The following is a 17,842-nucleotide window of genomic DNA, read 5'->3' on the forward strand; positions in this document are numbered from 1 at the left end:
TTGATTCCTCCCATTGTGTATTTGATTTTTTTGGCAGATACCACATAAATATGGTTTACCAGGTAAAGGGAGATACCTTACACTTACAACCCAGTGGTCTTAATATCGGCTATAGAAACATAGGTAACCCTCGGTTTAGGATTAATCGACTGACATCAGACAGCCTGGTACTGGTCCCGGCAGATTCCGGCGCTATCAGAATGGTAAAGGGTCAGCCGGTGCTATATTATAAAAGCCAAGTACTCACCGCTACCGATACCATTCGTTTTGACAGTCTGTATTTTAAATCAACCAATTGTTTGGGTAAATGTCCGGCGATGGAGTTTCAGGTATATAAAAACAGGCAGATGAAATTTATAGGCGGATATTACGCAGTTAAGACGGGACATTATACGAGTAGGCTACCAGACAGCACATATAAGCAGCTACAGTATTTACTGAGCATCTCGGCGCTGGACAAGCTAAAAACATGGGAGCAGCGGATATACGATGTTCCAAGATATACCGTGGTGGTATGGTATAATAATAAACGACAGTTTATTAATAACTATGAACTTCCTCTGGTAATGGACCAATTATTGAAGTATTTAATGGACCTGCCGGCCAAGGTGCCTTTACAGAAGAGCGGGCACCCATTCACGTTCGTAAATCCCTGACAGGAAGATAGAGCGGAAGACGGGACTCGAACCCGCTACCTACAGCTTGGGAAGCTGTCGCTCTACCAGGTGAGCTACTTCCGCAGGTATTTACTAAAGTTAAAAAAAATCCGGACTGAACCAAAAGCAAAAAAATTTTTTACGCCGATTTACAAAAAATCCTGTCACATTCGCCATACTTCAGGTGTCTTCTTGTTAAACCAATAACATTATGGCACTACGTATTCCAAAAGCAGCGCTCCCTGCCGAGCTCAGGGAAAATATGATTTTACAGGTTGGTGCTGTGCCCGAGCCTGTAGAGGTAGCATGGCACAACCCTCCGGTAGCGGAAGCCAGCCTCGAATTCGGGCATAAAGCTGGTCAGTGGAAAACTGTTGACGAACGCCTCAAAACATTTGCCCATATGGCTGTTGCCGCACAGATTGGCTGCAGCTGGTGCCTTGACATCAATTATTTCATGGCGCAAAACCAGCAGCTGGACCCGGTGAAGGCCAGCCAGGTGCCCCGCTGGCGGGAATCGGACGTATTCGACCCGCTGGAACGGGAAGTACTGGAATACGCCGAAGCCATGACCAATACGCCAACGACCGTGACCGACGAGCTGGCAGCGAGCCTGCTGCGGCAGCTTGGCCCCGCGGCGCTGGTGGAACTCACCGCCGTTATTGGCTTTGCCAATTTCGCTTCCAGGATTAATACCGCCCATGGCATCAAGTCGCAGGGATATGCCGACTCCTGTGAGATCCCACTGGCTAACCGTGTCGGGAAAACCGGCCTAATATCCAAATTATGACCAAAGACCCGTTCATCATACATCGCAGCCTGTTATTCACTGTGGCTTATGAGATGTTAGGTTCCGCCGCAGATGCAGAAGATGTGGTACAGGAAGCCTGGCTGCGATGGTCTGATGCCGATCAAACGCAGGTACATGATCCGCGGGCCTACCTGGTCAGGACCGTCACCCGGGTTGCGCTTAATCACATGCGCACCTTGTCACGCCGTCGCGAGGAATATGTGGGCGAGTGGCTCCCGGAACCGTTGCTGACAAGCGCTGATATGGGCGGGGACTTTGAACTGAAGCAAAACGTCTCTATGGCGATGCTGATTGTACTCGAAACGCTGGGCCCAACGGAGCGGGCGGTATTCATACTTCACGATGTCTTCGGTATGCCGCATGGCGAAATTGCCGAAGCCATCGGGAAGTCTGTTGCCGCTGTCAGGCAGATTGCCAGCAGGGCGCGGCAGCATGTGGCAGCCAGGCAATCACGGAAACAGGTCAGTCAAACCGAGCAACGGGCCGTTGTAGAACGGTTCCTTTCCGCCCTGCAAACCGGGCAGCTACAGCAACTGATGGAGGTATTAGCCCCGGATGTAGTCCTGACAGCCGATGGTGGCGGGCTGGTACCTGCTGCCAAAGCACCGGTACATGGCGCTGCGCGCATAGCCGGATTGCTGGTGCAGCCCAACCGGCAGGTATCAGCAACCTGCGTGTGGCTTAACGGCGAACCTGGTGCCCGTATTAACATCGATGGCGCCACCGCCGCAGTGAGCTTTGAAGTGAAAGACGGGCTGATAACCCGGATCTATGCAGTTGCCAACCCCAGGAAACTGACGCGGCTGGACAGGCTGGTGGAGCTTTGCCGATAATCCATTTACGCCAGCAGTAATGGTTCTGTGGAGAAATTGCGATATACCCTGCCCCGGCCATAGCCATCAGGGTTTACACAGACAGGTTTCCTGCGGTTGCGGAAAAACACCTGTCTCCCGAGGTAAATGGCACGCTGAAGCAGGAAATTATTCAGCAGGACAGGGGAGGTGACGCGGTAAAAGAGGCGGTTATCTGCCGTCAGCAAAGTATCCTTATCCTGAAGGGTCAGTTGCAGGTAATCCCTTCCGTTCTCCTTATACAACCGGATATCGTTTTCCCGGATTTGATAAGTGCCTGCATACCGCCTTTTAGGGTGAATGTCATCCTGTGTGCTTTCGTAGTGCAACAGGTCACGGTCAACAAAGAACCGTTCAAAGGTAAAATCATTTTGCAGGCAGATCACTTCCGATGTTTGTTCACAATAATGCCCTACCAGCAGATCTCTGATCTTTGATGTGGTGAACCCGGAGGCGACGCGCAGCGTATCATCGTGCCGGATGGCCTGCAGATAGGCAGGGTCGCGGATAATCACTTTTTTCCTTCCCAGTGCCAACAGCCGGCTTTTGAAGTCCTGGTCTTCATAACCATAGTCCATTACCCGCTCATCATAGCCGTGCAGCCGGCGGAAGTCTTCTTTTTTCAGGCAAATACGTCCTTGTACATCCCACCATTTTTTTCCAGGACCGATGCCGGCAGGGGAGAGGAAGGCCGCCGGTTCTTCATTGAAAGAACGGTTTACATATGCCGCAAAGCCTTTGCCGGCGTAGTTATCTGCGTCTATACTACAGAGGATATCGCCTGATGCCAGGCGGAAGGCCATGTTTTTGGCATGGCTCATGTGGAAGTATGCTGGTTCCGGATTACGGTAATACACGAGCAGACCAGATTCGATGTATGGACCGAGCGTTTGTTGTACCCATTCATGGAGATCATCAGCGGAACCATAATTAAGCAACACAAATTCCAGCGGGCGGTATCCTACATTATCCTGTATGTTCCGCAGCAGGGTTTCTTTCAGGTGCATAGTACGGTTCATACACACCGTACAGCAGGATATTTTATGTTCCAACATGTTCTTTAATGGATGAGGTGTACGAGATCATAACATTCCCGCAGGCTGATTGTTTGAGGGGCTTGCAAAAATGTGAAGTTATCATTAACTTCCTGAGAGGTTCCACGATATACCTCCGTGCTGCTTTAGTTTTGCAGCCTTTATATGATTTCTTTTCAACCATTTAATTAACATCCTATGAAGCTTCACGCTTATCATTTTCCACTGGCGTTGTCCCTCTGTCTGGCTGCCTGCAGCAAAAACATGACAGACCAGGCCGCACCCGGCGACAAAGCCTCACAACAGCAGACCGCCAATGCAGCCACGCTTGCCGCCAGTACGGTCACCTTCACCGACGAGAGCAGTTTTGTCAACAGCCTGTCGTCTTATGGATTTAAAACGCCCGATCAGCTGGACCTTAACAGGGTAGCGTCTACCAGCGGTTACAACACGGTGTACGGTTTCAATATCCCGGCAGCCAACCAGGTAACAGGTTTCAAATGGAACAGCGGTGACGAACAAACGCAGGAATGGCGCCCACAAGGCATTACCGGCTTTTCCCGGGGAGGCAGGAAATTTCTGCTCGTAACATGGTACGGTGTAGATCCCGGTACTATCGCTGGTATTAATAATCAGCATAAAGGTGTCCGCATTTCCCTGGTAGACATCACCAATATGGCCAACATTACCTATCGCCATATTCTGTTGGTGCAAAACGCCGCCAATATGTCCAACTCCGCGCTGTACAAGCCTTCCAACCCGTACACGCAGCTGGATGCTTTTTGTCCGGTTACCATTCATGCAGGTGGGGTGGCCTACTACGCCGGCAAGATATATGTTGCCGATACCAATCTGGGCATCCGGGTTTTTGACCTCGATACTTTTGTACCTGCCGCCGGCGACGCCACCGAAACACGTATCGGCAAAGAATCCAACGGTGATCTCAAAGCATTTAACTACGCCTATATATTGCCACAGACAGGCTACTATAAAATCACGAACGCCAAGCCGTTTTCCTGTATAGAGCTGGGCGAAGGCGCGACCTCCGCAGATAAATACCTGTGGACGTCGCAATATATCACCTCGTCAGAAACCGCCACACCACAGGCTTTCGGCTTTCCGATCAATACAGCCGGGCAGGTGAGCACCACCACGCAGCCGACAGTTATTGTTCCCAAAGACAATGACAGTGGCAATGTTTACGGCATACAAGGCGTTTTCCGGGCAGGCAGCAAAACGTTCATGACCATTACCGGCACCAGCTCTTACCTGGGATCTACCGCCCGCCTGGTACGCTACAATGATGGCACCGCCGCCGGTACCCGTTACCGCTGGCCTCACGGCGCAGAAGATCTCTTCCGCGATAGCGCTACCGGTTACCTGTGGAACCTCACAGAATATGAAACAGCCAAATACGGCCAGGATAACAGGGTAGTATTTGCCGTGAGGCTGTCTGATTATGATTGATAAATTGAATTCTCTCCAGATAATAAAAAAGCATATCGTTCTATCGATATGCTTTTTTGTTTGTTATCCTATATGCCATCCGTCGGATATTCGTACAGCCGGGAACATAATATCATGTAAAGTTTATAACAGAAACTGATTTTGTTTCTTCAGACATACTTTCGTATATTAGATTACTGTACTTAACTGCGCCAACAACCCAACAAACTCAAATAACCTGGTTTCACGTGTTAACCATGCCACTCATTTTTCCTAACCACTCAAAATCCAAAAACATGAAAAAGAAAAAACCCGTACTGAACCCGAAACTGTTCCTCAACAAACTCACTATTACCGAATTATCCGTTGAACAGCAAGCCAAAGTAGCTGGCGGCGCCACTGTGAAACCCATTTGTGGCACCCGTCCAACGGACTGTAGCGCCACTCCGGACCACGTCTGCTGCTAATACACGGTAGCCTGTAGTTTAAGGTATATCCCGGCTCCGGGAGGTGGCTTGCTTTGTCTTAACTCATCCATCTTCCGGACGGGGATATTTATGTCCGGTACTTTGTATTTTATGTATCTTCACTTATGTAGAAACGGAATTACCATGGACTTCAGGCTTATCCATCCTATTCAGCCACTGCGAAAATATATCCGTTATTTCTGGATGCTGGAACAGTATTCTTCTTCCACTGTGGAGAAGGACTTCAAGATCATGACCGACGGCATTCCCGGGATGATCTTCCAGCAGCATCCGGCAGCCTTCCGCGACCATTACCAGCAGCAACTGCCACCGCTGTTTCTCTATGGTCCCAAGACACAGTATGCCAATATGCAGGTGAAAGGAACGTTCCTCAATGTAGGCGTCAGTTTCCATCCCGGCATACTGACATGCCTCTTTCCCCTGACAACCTACGATCTGACCAATCAGTATATCGATTTAGATGACCTCGTCCGCACATCTCTCAGCGAACAAATTTTTCATGCTACCACCTTCGAACAAAAGGTACAGGTACTGGAAACTTTTTTTCTGCGACAGCTAAATAAAAACGATACGACAGACGGAAAAACCGGATGGGCCATTCATTTACTGCAACAGGGGAAAACACTGCCACAGGTACAGTCGGCCCTCAATATCTCTGAACGCACGCTGGAACGGTATTTTAAACATCATATCGGTGTAACGCCGAAAATGTATGCCCGCATCTGCCGCTTTCAGTCGGCCCTGGAACTTATCAGGCAGTCCAACTTCGGATCGCTCACAGCCGTCGCCCATCTGCAACAATACTTTGATCAGGCGCATTTTATCAAGGAATTCCAGCTGTTTGCCGGCGCTTCGCCCAAACACTTCCTTCATAAGGCAAAGGAGCAACTGCCTAATTTTCCCGAATGGATGAAGTAGCTGTCGGTTTTTTACAATTCCGCTCGTTCACATCGTTCTAATTTTACATCATCTATCATCTCAAAAAAAGATACAAGATGAAAAACGTCGTGAATTGGTTTGAAATCTATACTACAGACTTTAACAGGGCCCAAAAATTTTATACAGCAGTGTTTCAGACAGAACTAACTGTGACGCCTATACAAAGTGACCGGCATTCACATATGGACTACGCGCTTTTCCCCGGTAAAGAGGAGGGAAGCGGCAGCATGGGGGCACTGGTGAAACTGGATAAAGTAAATCCCGGGCCCGGCGGAATACTGGTATATTTCGATACCAAAGAAATCAACAGTGAACTGGGCCGCGTAACAGCCGCCGGAGGCAAAGTCCTCCAACCTAAGGTCAATATCGGCGAAGCCGGGTTTATCGCACTGATAGAAGACACAGAAGGAAATATTATTGGTTTACGTTCAAAAGCATAATGATGCAACAACCCAATTCCACCGCCGTACGGACAGCCCTTTGGAGAGCATTGCATGTACAACTCGATGCGCCGCCGCATATACTGGAAGATACCACCGGTCTTCAGCTCATAGCCCCCGGAGAAGATTGGCAACAACGTCCTGATATGGACCCCGTCTTCTCCAGAAGGGTACGGGCCGCCATGGCTGCCAGAGCCCGTTTTATAGAAGACCTGATTCTCCACGAAGCAGAGAAAGGTATTACTCAATACGTCATTCTGGGCGCAGGCCTGGACACCTTCGCTCAACGTAATCCAGCCGTAGCTTCCCGCCTCCAGATCTATGAGATCGACGGTCCCGATACGCTGGAATGGAAACGTCAACGGCTCATTGAAACAGGTCATCCTATTCCGTCATCACTGCATTTCGTAGGTGTCGACTTTGAAAAGGGACAGTCCTGGTGGGATACTTTATTACACGCCGGATTTAATCCAAACATCCCGGCCGTGATAGCCTGCACCGGTGTTACCCTCTATCTTTCCCGGGAAGCCATCAGCCAGATGTTACAACAGGTGGCCACCATGGCGCCCGGCACCAAAGCAGCCATCACCTTCCTGCTTCCGCAGGAACTGCTGGAAGAAGAAGACCTTGCCCTGCAAAAAGCATCTACCCAGGGCGCCAAAGCCTCCGGCAATCCATTTGTCAGCTTCTTTACCCCGGAACAGGTTCTGGAACTGGCCAGGGAAAATGGTTTACAAAATGTATCCATTGTATCACCGGCGGAACTGAAAGCACGCTATTTTTCCGGCAGAACGGATGGACTGGCGCCAGCCAGCGGGGAGATGTTTTTAACGGCGGCGATAGGGGAGTATTAATGGGAATTATCAGGACACCTGGGAGCATCAACGTTCTAAACGTCTCCATGCTGTCCTGATATACCCATTTGCTGCCTCTCTTTTCCAGAAACCCCGGCACTGCCTCTTTCGTGAAAGTAAAACCACCTTCGTTGATGCTGAACGTTTTCAGCTCCGTCCAGTGATGCGTATAGGAATTCCTTTATTAAATAAAAACAAAAAACCGTTTATTTGCTGATTTGTATGCAGGCACAATACATAACTCAGCTAACGCAACACTACCAACAATATTTTGGTGCGGAAGGGACAAAGACAATACTTGACAAAGGTCCCAGGGAAAAGCTTCACCCCGATTTCTATATACTTGAAATACCTCCCAATAAGCGCCACGGCGTTTTTATCTATTGTACGGTTGGCATGTCTGCCGACAGAACAGACGACAACCTGATCGAGCTGTTTGTATTCTCCCCAAAGTCCGACCCCAAATTAGTGGAGCTGTTAACCTACTGCGCTTCTTATCATAGAACCAGCCGTCCCCTGAATATCCACCATACTGTCAATGTAGGCCAACCGTGGCTGGATAGTTCCATCTGTGATCATGCCTTTATATCATTGCCTTATCTCGACGGGAATAGTCTGGAGCTTTTTAATCTTGGAGGAGATGAAATTCATTGCTACTGGCTTATTCCCATAACAAAAGCAGAAAGGGATTATAAGGTTGAAAATGGTTGTGAAGCGTTGGAACAGTTGTTTGAAGAGGGGGAGTTGGATTATATAAATCCGGAGCGGAGGTGTTTGGTGACAGGCTGATAGCAGGTTATTCATCTATGATTGGATCAAAGGGAATTATCTGCTGCTTAAGCAGCTGTTTCTCCTACCTGGATTATGCATATGGATTATGCATAACAAAATGGAGATTAAAGCGATACTCAAAACGAGAAAAGGTCCGCATCGCTGCAAACCTTTTCTTCCTGCTCCCCCTGCTGGACTAATATTAAACTCATTATATGAGAGCCTGAAAAAGCTAAACATGCTTTCATTAGCCTTAGAAGCAGATTACAAAAATTCAGGTCTTAGTAAGTATTAGAAGAATATCTTCCGCAATTATTTAATAGGGATAATGGATTTAAACCTAAGAAGGATTGATTTTTAAATTGCCAAATATTAGATAGAGATCATTATCAATGCTCATCTTAATAGAGTAGATTTCTATTAAAATTAAGTTTCAAATATTTTAAAAAATAACTTATAATCATATGAAAATCAATAAATAATCTTTTACTTATTTCATTTGATTTAAAAAAGAAAAGTTATCCACAGTGTGAATTCCGAAATATTTTCACTACTTTTACATTGAGATTCATCTCCATGCCGAGAAGGAATTCAGAAAACGCTAGTCCTAGGTGATTAGCGTTTTCCGCTTTATGGCAATCCTTCGATTCCTCTTTTTTCAAATTTTTTCATAATTGCTTTAAATGTTCCACTTTGTAAATGATATGCTGTTAGCAAATAGAAATCTTGCTGATTTCTAAGGTTTTCAAATACTATTACATACTTTTCTGCTCTATTAAGGATGTATGTTCTTTTTTCATCAGGAACATTGAAAGTCAGGAAATCATTCTTATTCTCAATATGATACTTTATCCAATGTATTCGAATTGACCTTTCGGATTCAAATGCTCTTTTTCTTGTAGCCTCATCAACAACTACAGTAGTAAGATGTCTAAACAACACATCCATCTTATCTTGTCCTTCAATTGTCGTAGGATGAATTTGTCTTCCCTCCATTTCAAAGTTGGGATTTGCTGCAATATCTCGATCAAAAACTCTTCGAAATGATATTAAATTTTCTCTTTCCGAATTATAAAGTAGATCTAAAAGGTGGTTGTAAGCTATAGTAAGATTGGTGGGCATGTTAACTCAATTCTATGAAAAATTGATTGAATTTCTCCTCATTCTTTTTGGTCTTGCTATTTAATGGGTGGTTGCATTTCTTTTCAATTCTGGATATCAGCCGATTTTTAACTATGGAAACCTTTCCTTTTTTTTCATCATCAGGAACATTTAATTTATAGTTAATTGCTCCCATAAAAAAATCTGTGAGCTGCATAAAAATACTTTCATGCGAACGAATATTCTGGAGTGTCCGAATATGAGCATAATCAACTTTTAAAATATCCTTCAACTTTCTGGCTTTACTAGCACTAAGAGTATCCTTTATATCAAGATATATATTATAATTATATTCCATATTTATCTTGTGATATAGAAGTTGGTAGTACATTTTATAATAAAAGTCATCAAAATACTTTGGGTTGTTTTCATCTTTACGTATTGCGCTCTTCTTTATAATAATTGAGCGAAAAACCAATTCAGTGTTGAAAAAGAAATCTATCAGATCATTATAAAATTTCTCTTTGTGAGCAAATATTTCTGACCACTTAATTTCGCCCTTTACATCATGTGACTCTTTTAAATTAAGAAGCATTTCCTTTGAAATACGTAATACATTATATGGTACGCTTATGTAGCTAAGTATCATATAAGGCTTATGATCATTTTCCAAATGACAGCTTTCATCACAATAAACATTAAAAGTATAGCTCATATAATACGCTTAAATCAGCTGTTTGTATAGGTTATGAAGTAATAAAAGCAGAGATACTGCAATTGATTAATAAAGAAAGTTAAAAAATTCCTTTTAAATAAAATGTTATTCAAAAGGCGCTTCAGGTAAAAAGTCCCTAGGCGAGCACTTAAATATTTTAGCCAATTCATTGATATGATTTAGGTTATATTTAGCCCGGTATTTAGGATTTTCTACATCCCCGATAAACCCAACTGAAACCTCAAGCAAATAGGCCAATTCCTTCTGAGAATACCCCTTTTCTATTCTTTTAGCCTTTACTGCGTCAATAATATACTGCTCAATGGGAGTGTGTAGTGGATCAGCCATTATTTCTGGTTTAATCCACAAAGAATCATTGTCCCAAAAAATATTTCACACATACAGGTACGTGTATTATATTTGCAGTAATAAAATCCTCTTAATATGGCAACCACTTACAAATTCTCCGTTATGGTAGTAATTAAGGATAGTCATGGCTTTTCCCGTACCATTACCCCAATTATTGAAGCTACATCTGATCTTGAAGCAAAGCAATAGCACAGTATCCCGAGGGCAATGTTAGAACCGTTTCAAAAATCAATTAATTTATGGAACAAGAACAAAAGAAAACAGACCCGTTTGCAATCATAACATTTGCAGCAGGACTAGGAGGCTTTGCTATTCTTCCTATACTATTTATTCCTGTCGGTTTTATTTCCGGTATCGTTTCCTACTATCGACTTAAAGAGAATGAGAGTTTAAAGGGTAAAGGGTTAAGAATAGCTGGATGGATATTAACCTGTATTAACATGCTGTATTTAATGTATGAATTTAAGTTTGGTATTTTTGGTGGTTAATTTATCCACACTCTTAATTTATGATGTGAATATTCAAAGCCGTTAGATAAAATAACGGCTTTTTTTATTCCCTCTGTTGCTAAAAATCATTGATAATAATGATGTATTGATAATAAAAACTATACATTTTTTTCTTTTCAACCTCAAACCCACAGCCATTCTACAGGATATAAAAAACAAATTTTTTTATGAAATTTTTCAAAAATAAAGTTTGAAAAAAAATGTCAAATTTTTTCTTTTTTATTTTTTCCTCCATCACCTTTATCAAAATCGCAGAAAAAAATAAATGAGAAACGAAAAGGTATTAAATGAAAAATTTTGCAATCAAACACCTTTAAATAAAGAGGGTCAGAGTGATTCAAGTAATAGTCCTATATGTGGATGGGAACTATTAGATAAACAAAGCCAGAGGAAATTTGAAGCTATCATTGAGTTAATTTTCACTAAAAACATCAAAGAGATTAAACTAAAAATAGATGGCTCCTCCATCAAGAAAGGCTATGCTATTGAGAAAGACAGAAAATTCGATTCTAATGCAAGAGTATCTGATTATTTAAAATCCAATTCCAAATTATCGCTGAATTTTACAAATGATGGGGTTTTTGGAACAAAAGAAATATTTTTTTAAAACAATAAACTTAAAAATTTATGAAGGTTAAACTGATTACAATTCTCGCTAAACACAGATGTAGTCTACATTTTAATGATTTTAATGACGGTTAGTGAGTTAATTGAATTTTTTAAGACGAATGGAATACATCTTTCAATTCCCGATGCAAAGCTCCTGCTAGAGCTACTTTACACCCTCGCACAAATAGAATACGACGCACAGATTGGTTAATTATCAATAGCTGAATAGAGATATTTCAGAGTGGGAAAATCATTTTTAAACACATTAAAAACAGTTTTCATTTGACATGGAATCAAATAAAGCTCCGCCAGAAGGGGATTTCACAATTTTTTTTTAATCAAAACAGTTCCAAACATTTACACATAATATTAAAAATAGAATATGAATTTAAAGAAAAAAAATGCCATCCTTTATACAAGGGTATCTACTGACGATCAAGCTCAACATGGTTACAGCTTAATTCACCAATATGACAAACTGAAATCACATTGTAACGACAACGGAATTTCAATCATAAAGCACTTTAAGGAAGATTATTCTGCTAAAAATTTTAACCGCCCGGAATGGAAGAACTTAATGCAGTATATAAAAGCGAACAAGGGCGTTGTTAACACTATCTTGTTTACCAAGTGGGACAGGTTTACCCGTAGCCTTGAGGAAACCTTTACGGTCATATCAACTTTAAGAAAAATGGGAATTTCCGTTAACGCAATTGAGCAGGAAATTGATTTTTCTATTCCTGAAAGTAAACTTATGCTTAGTGTTTACGTTGCAGGTGGTGATATAGAACGTGACAAGATTTGCCAGCGTACAAAAGATGGAATGAGAGCCATGAGAAAACAAGGTAAATGGAATGGTACTGCTCCATTAGGATATAAGTATCATAGGGAAGATTCGCGTTCTTCATGGTTGGTTATTGATCCCGTTAAAGCTAGTTTTATTACTGATGCTTTTTCATTATATAGTACAGGTATTTATTCTATTCCTGAAGTACAAAGATTAGTATCCGAAAAGCATAACTATGGAGTAAAGAGAAGTAAACAAGCATTCATTAATATTTTACGGAATCAGGTCTATATAGGTAATATCAAACTTGAAGCCACAGATAAGGAAGATGAAATCTACATTAAAGGGATTCATACACCCTTAGTTGATGAACATATTTTTCAAAGGGTTCAAGATATTCTTGATAACCGAAAACGCTCAAAAAATATACGTTATCAAGATCAAAGGCATCCTTTAAGAGGTTTCCTTAAATGTCCTCAATGTAGTAAAAATATGACCTCCAGTGCTGTTAAGAAAAAGAAATTTGTCTATTATCAATGTCAGGAAGGGCACAGACGCTACCCCGCCCTATTCGCTAATGAGCAATTCGAAAACTTATTAACCAAAACATTCAATATAGACGAAAACATCATAACCTGCTATCAAAAGATACTTGAAGATACATTTGATAGGAACGGGTCAAATATAAAGAATCAGCTTAAAGGTATTAACAAGCAGATAGTGGATTATGAGCAGAAACGGAGCAATAAGGAAGATGACTACATAAATGAACGGATTCCGGCGGATGTATATAATAGCGCCAGAAAAAGGCTAGATGGCTACATTAATGAACTAATCAACCAGAAAACAACCTTAGAGGGTAATATGAAGCACCAATTCAAAAACTATCTGGTTAATACCTCAATTCTTTTAAGAAATCTTTCCGGAGTTTATAAGAAAAGCGACGTTGAAATCAAGCGGAGAATTCTAGGGGTAATTTTGGAGGATAAGCTAATTTTTGAAAATAACACTTATCAAACTCCTACCTATACCCCGGCTGTTGATCTCTTACTTAGAACCAGTAAGGGTTTAAAGGAAAAAAGAAAAGGTTCAGAAGAAAATTCTGAACCTTTGTCTAGTAGTGCTCCCCCTGCTGGACTTGAACCAGCGCCCCTCTGATTAACAGTCAGATGCTCTAACCAACTGAGCTAAGGAGGAATATTACTCCGGGCCGCAAATGTAACAATTGTATTTACAATTCAAATAAAATTTATCACCCGCCAACAGAAATCCCTTCATCTTTCCAGATGCGCAGGAGATGCTTTATGAGATAGTCAAAGTACTTATTGGAGCCCAAGTCGGTGGAAACATTAGACTGACCAATCCAGAAAGGCTCCTGCAAATTGGATTTGTCCAGCAGGTAAAACGTTTCCAATTGATTGGTGAACTCCTTCCGGATATGGCGGTCGGGGGCACGGGCAGGGCCTAAAAGCATCACCAAGGCCGCTGTGGGCAGCGGTTTGTTAAGACTCTTTATCACCGACTTATCTTCCACTTCTTTGGGTGCCACTATCAGCACCGCATCATGTGGATACATGGCCGAAGCCTTGGCGATATTATCATCAGTGCAGTATTCTATCGTACCGAGATGCACGACCGAAGTCTGAAATGATTTGTTGCGAAATTGCTTATCCAGCGCATATTTCATGTCCTGCCCAATCTTGCGGGTGGACATCGGTCCGGCGGAAATAATCAGTAAACTGCCGATTTTACGGGCGGTGGAGTTCTCTCTGATTTCATTCAGAACAAAATCATGGCCCTGGGCCATAGCTGAGATGACGAGGACTAACAGCCAAAGTAACAGTAACAGGCGCTTCATAAGTTATAGGAAAATACTGGGAAGATACATTTTTTTGTATTGTTCCAACATCCTGCCATAGTAAGTTTCCTGTTTCCTGCAAGTATTTAGACTACTCCCGCGGACGCCTGCTATCGAAAAGCATAGCAGTACTGCAGCCGGTTTGCGCTATCGGTAAGATTGACTATAAAAACGAAAGTAAGCGCAAAGTTATGCGTATAAATTTCGTATGACCGTTCTATTTATGAAGGAAAAAATCACTTAAATTTTGTATCTTCAGTACTGTTTGATTTTTCCAACAAAGAAACCCTATTAACCCAGCTAATACTAAAACCCTCATCTTTCCATCCATACTACCATTACATTTTCTTAACCCAAATTTGTACGCTCATGAAACCATTAGCCTATTACTTCACCTCTTTATTAATGATCCTGTTGTTAGCCTGCCAGAAAAAAGACAACACTCCTTCCCCACGAAATGTCTCTGATAATATCATTTCAAAATTACAGGCAGCGGGCTTCCATACCAGCGAAGGCTTGCAGAAATATAAAGACGGCTACCTCGTGGAATATGATATCTTTCTTACAGAAAAACAGATCGATGAACTGGCCGCCAATCCTGTAAACTCCAAGGTAAAAGTGGAGCATTACAGGAGTACTAATACCGTTCCCGGGCCACTCCGGACAATTTATGTGTACATAGATCCTGCCTTCGACGCCTATATGCAGGACGCACTGGACAAAGCTCTGGAGAGATACAATGCGCTCAACATCAGCATAAGGATGATCCGCACGCCAGACACCAGGGCTGAAATAAACATACTGGCATTCCATGAGGTAAGCAACGTACTCGGCTATAGCGCCGGGTTCCCCTCAGGCGGAAATCCTGCAAGCCCCATTAAACTAAACACCTATTACTACAACGGCACCTCCCAACGCGCGGATGCCATCACCACCATAGCACATGAAATAGGGCATGCTATAGGCTTCCGCCATACCGACTACATGAACCGGGCCTTCAGCTGCGGCACCGGCGGCAACGAAGGCACAGCCGGCGTTGGTGCAGAGTATATTCCGGGCACACCAAGTGCCCCCTCAGCCAATTCCTGGATGCTAGCCTGCTCCAACAATACAGACCGCCCCTTCACTGCTGAAGACAAAGTAGCGCTTACTACAGTATATCCCGGCCCTCCTGCATGGGTGCGGCTCAAAAACAGATGGACCAATGCCTACCTCTACGACGACAACGGCATAGTACGATATAGCAGCACCGCTCCGGACGACCGCTACAAATGGAACCTGGAGAAAATAAACGGATATACACGTATCAGAAATGTGTCGTCCGGGAAGTATATAAACATTGAGCACGGCTATAGCTACGTGGAATGTATACTACTGCCCATCTCTTACGGAAGTGCCTATTGGGCGTTTGAATACACCGATGGCTACATCAGGCTGAGAAATCAATGGAAAGGAGGTTACCTTAACCTGGAGAGCCAAAACGGTACCGCGCAAAACACGGATGTACCGGCCTATTTTGTAAGTAGCCAGTGGATAGTGGCGCAGTAGCGCCAAGCCATTAAATGGTGGATGAAAGATGACGTCGATATAAAACGCTTTCTGCTACGTTGGCAGAAGGCGTTTTATTTTATGTGTATACGCTGCAACAGTCTCAGAGAAAAAAGTGAAGCCCTGTGAAAAATAAAAAAGGCAATCATTGCTGATTGCCTTTCTCTTTTCGCTCCCCCTGCTGGACTTGAACCAGCGACCCTCTGATTAACAGTCAGATGCTCTAACCAACTGAGCTAAGGAGGAGTGTTTCCCGTATCGTTTGTGCGATTTGGGATTGCAAAAATAGGTAAAATTTCATTTTTGCAAAATCTTATGACCACTTTTTTTAAAAATTTTTCTAAAAAGTTTTAAAACCCGCTACCACAAAGGATTTCAGGGAGACACTTTTTTAACCCTGACCAGCATTTTTTCTCCGAGGGCACTGGCACGCGTAGCTTTCCGCACAAAAGGCATGTCCAGTTTGCTGATATAAAAATGAGGAAACCGGTGAAGCAACGTGTAGTCATATCCTTGCTCCCGGAGGCTTGTTAACCCTTCGGGCGTGGTGAAGACAACGCCGGTGACAGCGGTGTCGGTGCGGGGAACCGGTGCGTTCAGGTAGTATTCGAAAGAATAGGAGTTGTGCTGATACAGCGTCACCGGCACGCCGGGAATAGTGGCATTGGCATAACGCGCCGCCTCGCTGCCGCTCTGGTACTGCATCATATCGGGATACAGGATAGTATTGATATAAAGGTTCAACAGGATGCTCATGGCGACAGTCCGGTAAAACACGGCCTCTTTGGTGCTTTTGTCGAACCAGTAGTGCAGCAGCATATATAAAACGATGAGCACTGCGATAGGTACCAGCCACGCATATCCCATGGCTGGCTTGTACAATAGGTCCAATACTACGCCGGCTATCGCCAGCAGGATGATGATGGTATACTGCGTGGTACGGAAAAAACGAAGTCCTTTGGCGGTATGCAGCGACAGGATATAGTGTGCGGTAAGGATGGCAAAAAAAGGAAAAATGATATTGAGATAATGGGGCAACTGGAAACGCGACAGCGAAAACAGTATAAAAGTAGCGAGTGCGCCGCAGATACAATAGTATTCCGGCTGCTGCTTCCATTTGCGGAAAAACATGATCACGGCGGCGTACAGCATCACCGGCCAGGGCAGAAAAGCCCATAGCAGCGTGTGAAAGAAGAAGAATGGGTCTCCTGCGCCCTTGATAGGCCCGGTATTCATAAAACGCCCAAACTGGCTGTCCCAGAAGAAGAAACGCAGTCCGGACACTCCGGTATGACCGAAGACGATCTTCTCCGGATGCAGGTCAAACTGCTGGTAGAGAGCGTATAATTCCGGCATAATGAACAATGCGGTGAAGGCCAGCGCTACCAGCCATTGCCAGCTGAAAACCAGTTTCCACTGGCGGGTAAACAGTAAATGTCCGCCGATGGCGGCGCCTATCGGCACCAGCGCGAAAATGCCTTTGGTCATAATAGCACAGGCGGTGAACAGCGCGCCCAGCAACAGATGATACCACCACGGCCGCAGCACGCTCTGATAAAAATGATACACTGCGGCGATGATAAGGCCCGTCAGATAAGGCTCTGCCCGCACGTCATTGTTGGAGATGACAAGATGTTCCGCGGTAAGCAGGATACACACGGCCCAGCGGGCAGTGGTGTTGCCGTAAAGGGAAAGCGCAAAACGGTAGGTATACCAGGCGCCCATCAGCAGAAAAAGGATGGCCGGTAGTTTATACGACCACGTATGAAAGCCGAACAACTGAAAACTCAATGCGGCCATCCAGAAAGGGAAATGAGGCTTGTCCAGCCATTCATGACCGTCGGCGTAGAGGTTCAGGTAGTCATGTTTCAGCACCATGGTTTTGGCGATGCCGGCATAGAGTGCGCCATCGGGCTCCAGGATGGGTACCTGAAGGGCGCTGAACTGTAATAAAGCCAGCAGGAAAACGATAAACACCCAGATCTGCTTCTCTGAAAAGGCAAACGGGCGAACAGTTGAAGGTAACGGTAACATGAGCAAAAGTTACGTTCATCCG

The 17,842-nt window shown here is 44.0% G+C and carries 19 protein-coding genes and 3 tRNA genes; 13 read left to right on the forward strand and 9 right to left on the reverse strand.

Going from position 1 to position 17,842, the window contains the following annotated elements; all coding sequences use genetic code 11:
* The first annotated feature begins 200 nt into the window (after positions 1–200).
* On the forward strand, positions 201–656 hold the full coding sequence (locus tag HGH92_RS34300) for a DUF6438 domain-containing protein (protein ID WP_410493906.1): 456 nt from the start codon (positions 201–203) through the stop codon (positions 654–656).
* Between the two features lie 11 nt (positions 657–667).
* Here the strand turns inward: HGH92_RS34300 and HGH92_RS10560 are convergent.
* Positions 668–740: transfer RNA gene (locus HGH92_RS10560), tRNA-Gly, on the reverse strand.
* 127 nt (positions 741–867) lie between these two features.
* Between HGH92_RS10560 and HGH92_RS10565 the strand changes: the two genes are divergently transcribed.
* Together HGH92_RS10565 and HGH92_RS10570 are read left to right on the forward strand one after the other, a co-directional pair.
* Positions 868–1,446, forward strand: coding sequence for a carboxymuconolactone decarboxylase family protein (locus HGH92_RS10565; RefSeq protein WP_168870683.1), 579 nt, complete (start codon positions 868–870; stop codon positions 1,444–1,446).
* Positions 1,443–2,300: an RNA polymerase sigma-70 factor gene (locus HGH92_RS10570; RefSeq protein ID WP_168870684.1), complete on the forward strand. Its 858-nt coding sequence runs from the start codon at positions 1,443–1,445 to the stop codon at positions 2,298–2,300. The genes HGH92_RS10565 and HGH92_RS10570 overlap by 4 nt, the downstream gene beginning before the upstream one ends.
* A gap of 5 nt (positions 2,301–2,305) precedes the next feature.
* Here HGH92_RS10570 and HGH92_RS10575 read toward each other — a convergent pair whose 3' ends face one another.
* Positions 2,306–3,373, reverse strand: a complete 1,068-nt coding sequence (locus HGH92_RS10575; protein ID WP_262888751.1) for a glycosyltransferase family A protein — start codon at positions 3,371–3,373, stop codon at positions 2,306–2,308.
* 177 nt (positions 3,374–3,550) lie between these two features.
* Here HGH92_RS10575 and HGH92_RS10580 point away from each other — a divergent pair, with 177 nt between their 5' ends.
* The 6 genes from HGH92_RS10580 (at position 3,551) to HGH92_RS10605 (ending at position 8,308) form a co-directional block, all read left to right on the forward strand.
* Positions 3,551–4,819, forward strand: coding sequence for a hypothetical protein (locus tag HGH92_RS10580; RefSeq protein WP_168870686.1), 1,269 nt, complete (start codon positions 3,551–3,553; stop codon positions 4,817–4,819).
* A gap of 275 nt (positions 4,820–5,094) precedes the next feature.
* The gene (locus tag HGH92_RS10585) at positions 5,095–5,265 is read left to right on the forward strand and encodes a class I lanthipeptide (protein WP_168870687.1); all 171 of its coding nucleotides are present in this window, start codon (positions 5,095–5,097) and stop codon (positions 5,263–5,265) included.
* A gap of 144 nt (positions 5,266–5,409) precedes the next feature.
* On the forward strand, positions 5,410–6,204 hold the full coding sequence (locus HGH92_RS10590; protein ID WP_168870688.1) for a response regulator transcription factor: 795 nt from the start codon (positions 5,410–5,412) through the stop codon (positions 6,202–6,204).
* 77 nt (positions 6,205–6,281) lie between these two features.
* The gene (locus HGH92_RS10595) at positions 6,282–6,665 is read left to right on the forward strand and encodes a VOC family protein (RefSeq protein WP_168870689.1); all 384 of its coding nucleotides are present in this window, start codon (positions 6,282–6,284) and stop codon (positions 6,663–6,665) included.
* Positions 6,665–7,519, forward strand: a complete 855-nt coding sequence (locus tag HGH92_RS10600) for a class I SAM-dependent methyltransferase (RefSeq protein ID WP_247654864.1) — start codon at positions 6,665–6,667, stop codon at positions 7,517–7,519. Before HGH92_RS10595 ends, HGH92_RS10600 begins: the two co-directional genes overlap by 1 nt.
* 222 nt (positions 7,520–7,741) lie before the next feature.
* Positions 7,742–8,308, forward strand: coding sequence for a suppressor of fused domain protein (locus HGH92_RS10605; protein WP_168870690.1), 567 nt, complete (start codon positions 7,742–7,744; stop codon positions 8,306–8,308).
* A 612-nt stretch (positions 8,309–8,920) separates the two neighbouring features.
* On the opposite strand, the gene HGH92_RS10610 is transcribed toward HGH92_RS10605, so the two are convergent.
* From HGH92_RS10610 to HGH92_RS10620, 3 genes are all read right to left on the reverse strand, one after another.
* Positions 8,921–9,412 carry a hypothetical protein gene (locus tag HGH92_RS10610; RefSeq protein WP_168870691.1) on the reverse strand — a complete coding sequence of 164 codons (492 nt, stop codon included), beginning with the start codon at positions 9,410–9,412 and terminating at the stop codon, positions 8,921–8,923.
* 1 nt (position 9,413) lies between these two features.
* Positions 9,414–10,106, reverse strand: coding sequence for a DUF3800 domain-containing protein (locus HGH92_RS10615; RefSeq protein ID WP_168870692.1), 693 nt, complete (start codon positions 10,104–10,106; stop codon positions 9,414–9,416).
* A 105-nt stretch (positions 10,107–10,211) separates the two neighbouring features.
* Positions 10,212–10,454 carry a helix-turn-helix domain-containing protein gene (locus tag HGH92_RS10620; protein ID WP_168870693.1) on the reverse strand — a complete coding sequence of 81 codons (243 nt, stop codon included), beginning with the start codon at positions 10,452–10,454 and terminating at the stop codon, positions 10,212–10,214.
* 260 nt (positions 10,455–10,714) lie between these two features.
* Between HGH92_RS10620 and HGH92_RS10625 the strand changes: the two genes are divergently transcribed.
* The 3 genes from HGH92_RS10625 (at position 10,715) to HGH92_RS10635 (ending at position 13,538) form a co-directional block, all read left to right on the forward strand.
* Positions 10,715–10,963, forward strand: coding sequence for a hypothetical protein (locus HGH92_RS10625; RefSeq protein ID WP_168870694.1), 249 nt, complete (start codon positions 10,715–10,717; stop codon positions 10,961–10,963).
* Positions 10,964–11,249: 286 nt separating this feature from the next.
* Entirely contained in the window at positions 11,250–11,591 is a 342-nt protein-coding gene (locus tag HGH92_RS10630) for a hypothetical protein (protein WP_168870695.1), read from the forward strand.
* A 384-nt stretch (positions 11,592–11,975) separates the two neighbouring features.
* A complete protein-coding gene (locus HGH92_RS10635) occupies positions 11,976–13,538 on the forward strand; it encodes a recombinase family protein (RefSeq protein WP_168870696.1) in 1,563 nt (520 codons plus the stop codon).
* Here the strand turns inward: HGH92_RS10635 and HGH92_RS10640 are convergent.
* Together HGH92_RS10640 and HGH92_RS10645 are read right to left on the reverse strand one after the other, a co-directional pair.
* Positions 13,504–13,577, reverse strand: a tRNA-Asn gene (locus HGH92_RS10640). The genes HGH92_RS10635 and HGH92_RS10640 overlap by 35 nt on opposite strands.
* A 55-nt stretch (positions 13,578–13,632) precedes the next feature.
* Entirely contained in the window at positions 13,633–14,238 is a 606-nt protein-coding gene (locus HGH92_RS10645; RefSeq protein WP_168870697.1) for a hypothetical protein, read from the reverse strand.
* A gap of 369 nt (positions 14,239–14,607) precedes the next feature.
* Between HGH92_RS10645 and HGH92_RS10650 the strand changes: the two genes are divergently transcribed.
* A complete protein-coding gene (locus tag HGH92_RS10650; RefSeq protein ID WP_168870698.1) occupies positions 14,608–15,786 on the forward strand; it encodes a M57 family metalloprotease in 1,179 nt (392 codons plus the stop codon).
* A 172-nt stretch (positions 15,787–15,958) separates the two neighbouring features.
* Here HGH92_RS10650 and HGH92_RS10655 read toward each other — a convergent pair.
* Positions 15,959–16,032, reverse strand: a tRNA-Asn gene (locus tag HGH92_RS10655).
* A 129-nt stretch (positions 16,033–16,161) separates the two neighbouring features.
* Positions 16,162–17,820 (reverse strand): ArnT family glycosyltransferase, encoded by a 1,659-nt coding sequence (locus HGH92_RS10660; RefSeq protein ID WP_168870699.1) that lies wholly within the window; start codon positions 17,818–17,820, stop codon positions 16,162–16,164.
* Positions 17,821–17,842: the final 22 nt, after the last annotated feature.

Origin of the sequence: Chitinophaga varians (assembly GCF_012641275.1) — a bacterium.
In the GTDB taxonomy this organism is placed as follows: domain Bacteria; phylum Bacteroidota; class Bacteroidia; order Chitinophagales; family Chitinophagaceae; genus Chitinophaga; species Chitinophaga varians_A.